Annotated in this window: 9 protein-coding genes; 2 read left to right on the forward strand and 7 right to left on the reverse strand. The window is 62.8% G+C overall.

Annotated elements, in window-relative coordinates; translation table 11 throughout:
• Window positions 1–194: 194 nt before the first annotated feature.
• From tpiA to WBB85_RS20645, 3 genes are read right to left on the reverse strand one after another with little or no spacing between them, the layout of a single operon-like run.
• Window positions 195–935, reverse strand: a complete 741-nt coding sequence (gene tpiA / locus WBB85_RS20635; RefSeq protein WP_432640463.1) for a triose-phosphate isomerase — start codon at window positions 933–935, stop codon at window positions 195–197.
• A gap of 8 nt (window positions 936–943) precedes the next feature.
• Window positions 944–1,267 (reverse strand): TfoX/Sxy family protein, encoded by a 324-nt coding sequence (locus WBB85_RS20640; protein WP_432640464.1) that lies wholly within the window; start codon window positions 1,265–1,267, stop codon window positions 944–946.
• The gene (locus WBB85_RS20645; RefSeq protein WP_432640465.1) at window positions 1,264–1,623 is read right to left on the reverse strand and encodes a HesB/IscA family protein; all 360 of its coding nucleotides are present in this window, start codon (window positions 1,621–1,623) and stop codon (window positions 1,264–1,266) included. The genes WBB85_RS20640 and WBB85_RS20645 overlap by 4 nt, the downstream gene beginning before the upstream one ends.
• A 133-nt stretch (window positions 1,624–1,756) precedes the next feature.
• Here WBB85_RS20645 and WBB85_RS20650 point away from each other — a divergent pair, with 133 nt between their 5' ends.
• A complete protein-coding gene (locus WBB85_RS20650) occupies window positions 1,757–2,629 on the forward strand; it encodes a hypothetical protein (protein WP_432640466.1) in 873 nt (290 codons plus the stop codon).
• A gap of 59 nt (window positions 2,630–2,688) precedes the next feature.
• Here WBB85_RS20650 and WBB85_RS20655 read toward each other — a convergent pair whose 3' ends face one another.
• The 3 genes from WBB85_RS20655 to WBB85_RS20665 form a co-directional block, all read right to left on the reverse strand.
• The gene (locus tag WBB85_RS20655; RefSeq protein ID WP_432640467.1) at window positions 2,689–3,414 is read right to left on the reverse strand and encodes a DUF3307 domain-containing protein; all 726 of its coding nucleotides are present in this window, start codon (window positions 3,412–3,414) and stop codon (window positions 2,689–2,691) included.
• Window positions 3,411–4,088, reverse strand: a complete 678-nt coding sequence (locus WBB85_RS20660) for a hypothetical protein (protein ID WP_432640468.1) — start codon at window positions 4,086–4,088, stop codon at window positions 3,411–3,413. Before WBB85_RS20660 ends, WBB85_RS20655 begins: the two co-directional genes overlap by 4 nt.
• Window positions 4,089–4,164: 76 nt before the next feature.
• Window positions 4,165–4,530, reverse strand: coding sequence for an SUF system Fe-S cluster assembly protein (locus WBB85_RS20665; RefSeq protein ID WP_432640469.1), 366 nt, complete (start codon window positions 4,528–4,530; stop codon window positions 4,165–4,167).
• A 544-nt stretch (window positions 4,531–5,074) separates the two neighbouring features.
• Here WBB85_RS20665 and tgt point away from each other — a divergent pair.
• Window positions 5,075–6,205, forward strand: a complete 1,131-nt coding sequence (tgt, locus tag WBB85_RS20670; protein ID WP_432640470.1) for a tRNA guanosine(34) transglycosylase Tgt — start codon at window positions 5,075–5,077, stop codon at window positions 6,203–6,205.
• Between the two features lie 94 nt (window positions 6,206–6,299).
• Here the strand turns inward: tgt and WBB85_RS20675 are convergent.
• Window positions 6,300–7,116, reverse strand: an 817-nt coding sequence (locus WBB85_RS20675; RefSeq protein WP_432640471.1) for an MBL fold metallo-hydrolase, incomplete at its 5' end; no start/stop codon positions are given.

Raw genomic sequence — 7,116 nt, forward strand, 5'->3', positions numbered from 1 at the left:
GGGAAAGCCCACGGCCCAGACCAGCATCGATCCGATACAGGCGGCATTGGCGACCAGAGGTGAGTGATGCGGCGCGGGATCAAGGTTCGCTATGGTCACGCCGCGCGCTCCGCCAGAGGTTTCTGGCGGGAAACCTGTCACGAAGTGGCGGCGCGCGGCGCGCCCGGCAGCGACAGATGCCGCGTCGGAAATGGTCAGGCGGCGCCGAGAGCCTGGATGATCGCGCCGAAATCGGCGGCCTTGAGGCTGGCGCCGCCGACCAGCGCCCCGTCGACGTTTGAGACGGCAAATATTTCGGCCGCGTTAGAGGGTTTGACCGAGCCGCCATAAAGCAGGCGCATGCCATCTGCATCGGCAAAGCGTTTGGCCAGTTCCGCGCGCAGGAAGTCATGCACTTCGGCGATTTGCTCAAGCGTCGGGGTGCGGCCGGTGCCGATGGCCCAGACCGGTTCATAGGCGATGACCGTATTGGCCGCGGTCGCTGCATCCGGCACCGAACCGGCAAGCTGGCTGCCGATGACCTTCAGCGTCTGGCCCGCATCGCGTTCGGCCTCGGTCTCACCCACGCAGATCACCGCCACCAGCGCGCTGCTATAGGCCGCTGCGGCCTTGGCGCGGACAAGAGCATCGCCCTCATCGTGATCGGCGCGGCGTTCGGAATGGCCGAGGATGACATGGCTCGCCCCCGCATCGGCCAGCATTGCGGCCGAAATGTCGCCGGTATGCGCGCCCGAGGCAGTCTGGTGGCAATCCTGACCGCCGACCATCACCGCCCCCCGTTTCGCCGCGGCCATACGCGCCAGAAGCGTTGCGGGCGGGCAGATCAGCAGCTCGCATCCAGGCGCAGGATGGGCGGCTGCCAGCGCCTCGATTTCAGAAAGGCTTTTGCCGGTGCCGTTCATCTTCCAGTTTCCGGCGGCAAGCTTGCGGCGCATGTGGCCTCCTAGAGCTGGGACAGGGCGTCCCTGGCCAGATCGCAGGCCAGGGCGGGATCGTCAAGCGCGGTGTCGGGCAGGCGCCAATAGGGCATGGCGGTGGTCTTCTTGCCCTCGCGGGCATAGGTCCAGCGGGTCCAGCCTTCTTCGGTCATCCGCGCGGCGGCGCGTCCGGCGCCCTTCAGCCAGATGGACCCATCCGGGTTGAGGATCGCAAAGATCGTGCCGTCGCGGTAAAGGCAAAGCCCGCCCATCATTTTACGGGTGGTGAGCGGCCCGAGCCCCTCGAACAGCTCCAGCGCGAAGGCGATATCGGCGTCCGAGACGCTCATGCGCCCGGCACATCCTTGAACTTGATCGATTCGCCGCAGCCGCAGGCCTCGGACACATTGGGGTTGTTGAACTTGAACCCGGCTTGCAGAAGCGAGGTTTCATAGTCGATCTCGGTCCCGAAAAGGAACATCTGCGCCATCGGCGCGATCATCACACGCGCGCCGTCCTGTTCGACGACCTCGTCATGCGGGGCCGCCTCGGCCGCGAATTCCATCGTATATTCCATGCCCGCGCAGCCGCCCTTCTTGACGCCGAGCTTCAGCCCAAAGGCACCGTCCTTTGCCATCAGCCGTGTGATCTGGGTGACGGCACGCGGGGTGAGCGTCACAGGGGATTTGCCGGGAATGCCGAACATGTATGTCTCCGCAGTATTCCAGACGAATCTAGGTGTTCGCGGCGGCAATCTCAAGGCTGAGTGGCCGGACTGGAATTGCAGCCCGGTGGCATGGTAGAATAACGGAGATATTGGGCGGTTTTACAGGTGATTTATGAAAAAGCTGATTGTCTGCGTGCCGCTCTTTCTTCTGCTGTCCGGCTGCGAATTGTGGGAGGCGCTTCTGGACGGCCTTGCACGGATCAAGGGACAGCCGCAATTTGCCTTTGTCATCCCGGTTCTTCCCGATGGCGGTGCGCCCGGTGACACTACGCCCGAGATTGCCGTGGCGGCGGTCTCTGCCCCGGGTCAGGCCTTTGTGTTTCAGCGTACACGGCCATTCCCGGATCGTTACTCCGAAGCGCGAAGGGTCGTCTGGGATGGAACCGGCACCCGCTTTGCCGCACAGGTCCGCGAAGAGTTTTTCGGCGGATTCGATGACTGGATCTTTGTATATGATCGCGATCTTGTGCAGGAATTCTCCGGCTCGGACGATACGGTGGGCACGAGCATGCAAAGCGGATGCCAGCCCCTGGATGCACCGTCTCTTCAGCCAGCCGCGGACCTTCTTGTCTCGGAGGGATCTCTCGCTCCCGGCAGTATTGCCAGGTTCCGTCCCGGCTCGGGGGTGATTCAGGGCGCTGGCTTTGTTGGCTGGCTCGCGCCGGACGCCTTCCTGATGACGCTCTATCACGAGCCGAAGGCGTTCGCGGTCGCCCCGGACGGGACCGAGCATAGTCTGGCCCTGATCACCGGCAGCCCGACACTCGGGGAATTTGTGACATTGGGGGCAGTTTTCACCAAGTCGGGGGGAAGCTGGTCGGCATCGGATTGTATGCTGACCCTGCCACCGGTTCCGGTTCGCCCGGCACCAGATCCATTGATCACGATCGACAGTTCCGGGACGCTTCTGGCCGATGGTATTGCTCTGGTCGATCAGAACGGGGCTGCAATCGACGGCGTGGCCCTGGCCGATGGCAGCTACTGAGGCGCTTCGGGTCTGGCTGAACGATCAAGGTTCGGAATTCGACCGAGGACAGTTGGACGTCAATGTGACCCCGACATATCTGTGACCGATAGTGGCGGCAGGGCGGCCATCAGCCAGACCGTGGCATATGAGAACAGGAGCGCCCATCCAAAGGAGGCGAGGGTGCCGATGATCACGTATTCGCCCGCGCGCTGGTCGTTCGACGTGGTCTCGAACCGCAGCACCGATTTCGCGGCGATGAGAAAACCGATGCCGACGGGCTGGCCGACAAGGACCAGCAGAAAGATCAGCCCGCGTTCCAGCAGGCCGATCAGCTTGCCGCCATTCATCAGCCCTTTGGGCAGTTCCACATGAGACCAGGGTTGCATCAGCAGGCCGATGGCAAAGCCACCCGCACGGGTGACAAGCACTGCCCCGGCGGCAAGGGTCATGAGCGCGGGCAGGAAGGTGATGCCAGCCCAGAGGCCACCCGCAAACAGCGAAGGCACAAAGACGGCAAGAATGGCGATGGAAAGAAGATGCGCGCTCTGATCGGCGACGAAACCCTTCAGCCCCTCCGGCGCGAAGCTGCCCTTGGCCCAGTCGATGGCAATATGCACAAGTGCCAGAACACCAAGCTGCCAGACGTCGATACGGCCGGTAGCGGCGGCAGCTGTGACCAGAACGATCACACCATGCAGTAAAAGCACATGCGGGCGCAGCTTGTTCTCGGCGATCCAGTTGGTCTGGAACACGAAATCGGCCAATACATGGGCGAAAAGCAGCGCGGCAAAGGTTTCGATCATTGGTGCCCCTCGCGTGGTTTCCGGGGTGTTTCCCATGCATCCAGAACGCGACGGATCGCAGGCCATTTCGCGCCTGTCAACCGATAGCTCAGCGCCTGTGGTGATATCCCGAGCGTCGCGGCGATGGCGTTCTGAGCGGGCGCCTCGGGGGGCAGCACCAGAGCCATCGCCTCGGCCTGTTCCGGCGTCCAGTCCGATATCCGGTCGTCGAGCAGGCCTATGAACGCGGTCTGAAGCGGCTCTATCTGATTGTTTTTGCTATGCTCGCCAGCAATCCTGAGGCGCGTATTGCGATCAAATCGCGCAAGTTCTCGCCCGGAAATAGCGAAGGCCGCACCGTGGGCATCCGAAAGACCGGGCCCCGGAATATGATCGACCGGGCCCTGGCCGACGGCGATGCGCGTCGCAGGAAGGTCGGGATGGGCGGCAAGGCGGGCATATGTGATCAATGCCGCGCGAAGACCGAAACGGGCCACCGAGACGTAGATCTGCCAGCCATCGCCGCGAAAGCGGGTAAAATGCGTATCGCCGACTTGCGTGTGATCGGAGATAAGCCAGGTTGCAATGTCGCGCGCCGCAGCCGACAGCACATCCATCGCGCGGTCGATGGCGCCCGGCGTGGCCTCGGTTGAAGCGATGAGATCACCGGTGATGACGGCGCTGGTGGCTTTCATATCAGAGCCTTGGGCTTGATCTTACAGTATCAAGTCATATGGCTTGATGTAGATAAAATCAAGCCAAAAAACTTGATTACATGAACCCCAGTTCCAGCCGCGCCTCGTCGGACATCATGTCCATGCCCCATTGCGGCTCGAAGGTCATCTGGACGTCAACCTGCTTCACGCCGTCCAAGGGCTCGACCGCATCGACCACCCAGCCCGGCATCTCGCCTGCCACGGGGCAGCCCGGAGCGGTCAGAGTCATGATGACATTGACCTCGTTCTCGGACGAGATATCGATCGTGTAGATCAGGCCAAGGTCATAGATATTCACCGGGATTTCAGGGTCATAGACGGACCGGCAGGCCTCGACGACGCTGTCGTAAAGCGGGTGCTCCGTGGTCGAGGGCTTGATGAGCGGGGTGCCCTCGATCGGGTCCTTGTTCTCGGCTGTCATGTCAGTCTCTTCTGGTTCCTGAGCGAATATATAGGGAATTCCGCACCGAGGTCCAGAGCCGGGGATCGGCGGTCCGGGGCGTCTGCAAAGCGTATGGCAGGTGTATGGCACGCGTATGGCATCCGTCCCGACAAAGTCCCGACGCGGGGCAACGGGCCCCGGCAGATCTGATGGTTTCGCGTCAAGCCGGATGTGCAGGGTGTTTGCGGTGATCAAGGGCCGCTTCGAGCCCGCTGCGACTTTGCCCCATGCGCAACACAAGCCGGGCGGGTGCCTGCCCGTGGGGTGGCGCGGCGACCTTCATTCGGGGCAGTTTATGGTGGCAAAGCCTCTCTGTCCTCATGCGAAGCGCGCGGCCTCCAAAGCGCCAGCCCGGCGGGACGGGCAGGCGCTCGCCCGGCGCCTTCGGCTTGATTCCGGGCGAAGGGGGCGTCGCGGATGTCCGCAATGTCCCGTTTCCGGACGCGTCACTGTTTTGCCGGACGCCACTCGCTCTGCCGGCCAGGCTTCCAAACCGTCGCCCGCTCGGCTAAGAGGCGCGGCCATGACAGAGCGTTTTTCATTCTCCCTTCACGCCACCGACGGCAAGGCCCGGGCCGGCACCATCGCGACCCCGCGCGGCGAGATCCGTACGCCCGCCTTCATGCCCGTCGGCACGGCCGCCACCGTCAAGGCGATGCTGCCCGAAAGTGTCCGCGCCACCGGGGCGGATATCCTTCTGGGCAACACCTATCACCTGATGCTGCGCCCGACGGCCGAGCGTATCGCGCGGCTTGGCGGGTTGCATCGCTTCATGAACTGGGACCGCCCGATCCTGACTGACAGCGGCGGCTTTCAGGTGATGAGCCTTGCGGCGCTGAGAAAGCTGACCGAGGAGGGGGTGCGCTTTTCATCACATATCGACGGCTCAAAACACATGCTGTCGCCCGAACGCTCGATGGAGATCCAGAAGCTTCTGGGTTCCGACATCGTGATGTGTTTCGACGAATGCCCCGCGCTTCCGGCGACAGATGAGGCCGTGGCGGAGAGCATGCGGCTCTCGATGCGTTGGGCCGAGCGGTCGAAAGCGGCATTCGGCGACCGGCCGGGCCATGCGCTTTTCGGCATCATGCAGGGCGGTGTGACGCAGGAATTGCGCGAGGAAAGTGCGGCGGCGCTGAAGGCCATCGGCTTTGATGGCTATGCGGTGGGCGGCCTTGCCGTGGGCGAGGGGCAGGAGGCGATGTTCTCGGTCCTTGACTACGCGCCGGGCTTTCTGCCGCAAGACAAGCCGCGCTACCTCATGGGGGTCGGCAAGCCCGACGATATTGTCGGCGCGGTGGAACGCGGCATCGATATGATGGATTGCGTGCTGCCCTCACGCTCGGGCCGCACAGGGCAGGCCTGGACCCGTCGCGGGCAGGTCAATATCAAGAACGCGCGGCATATGGACGATCCGCGCCCCCTGGACGAGGACTGCTCCTGCCCGGCCTGCCGTAGCTATTCCCGCGCCTATCTGCACCATGTCTTCCGGGCCGGGGAAATGATCTCGGGCATGCTGCTGACCTGGCACAACCTGCATTACTATCAGGAACTGATGTCCGGCCTGCGCGATGCGATCGCGGCCGGAGAGCTTGGCGCCTTCGTGCAGGCCTTCCATGCCAAGAGGGCAGAGGGCGATATCGAGCCGATCTAAGGGTCTTTCTCAGCGCGCCAAGGCGGCCGGAATAGTCCATCCGGCCCCGTAGCAGGGGCCGGATGCAGGCAGAAGGCATCAGCGGGCCGGGTCGTCAGGCCGTTTGTGCGTTATGACCGAAATACATGAACTCGCGTTCCATGCCCGCGACGTCCCCGGCATTCAGCGTCAGGCGGGCGCTGTCGAGCATCTGGTAGCTCGCCTGTGACTTTACCCATTCGTCGGCGTCCTGAAGCGTGGTCAGCGTGTAGCTCGTCGTCTCGTTCAGGTAATGGGTCGGAATGACCACTTTGGGATTGAGGCGCGAGACGATGTCATCGCCCTGACCGTAGCTCAGAATGTGCTGTGAGCCGTCGACGGGCAGGGTCAGCACGTCGACCTGCCCGATCGCGTCCCAGAATTCATCTGCCGGGTTGTGCCGGTTGTCGCCCCAGATCAGTGTGCGGATGCCGCCTGTCTCGACCAGATAGACGACCATATCCATGTGATTGGGATTGTTGGGCGGGCAGGCATCCACCCCGAATTCGGACAAAGCATTGGTCCATTTGTACCAGCCGGGTGCGACACAGGCATGTTTGTCGGCAAAGCCGGTGATCTTGATGTCCGCGAACTCGAAATTGCCGACCATGCGGTCCAGCACCATGGTAGAGACCGGGCGGTGGATGGCGTCGTGGTCGAAATGGGTATGGGTCGACATGCAGATATCGACCGGCGTTTCGGGGAATTCGTTCTTGAACCAGAGCCCCCAGGCACCTGACGGATCGTCGCGCCACGGATCGAACAGGATGGTGGCCCCGCCGGGTGAGGTGAACTTGATCGCGCAATGGCCGTAATAATCGATGCCGACATCGCCCTCGACCATCGAACCGGTGGTCTTCTGCAACTCGATCACGCCGTTGTTGTTGCCGGGC

Origin of the sequence: Albidovulum sp., from assembly GCF_049646345.1 — a bacterium.
GTDB lineage: Bacteria > Pseudomonadota > Alphaproteobacteria > Rhodobacterales > Rhodobacteraceae > Albidovulum.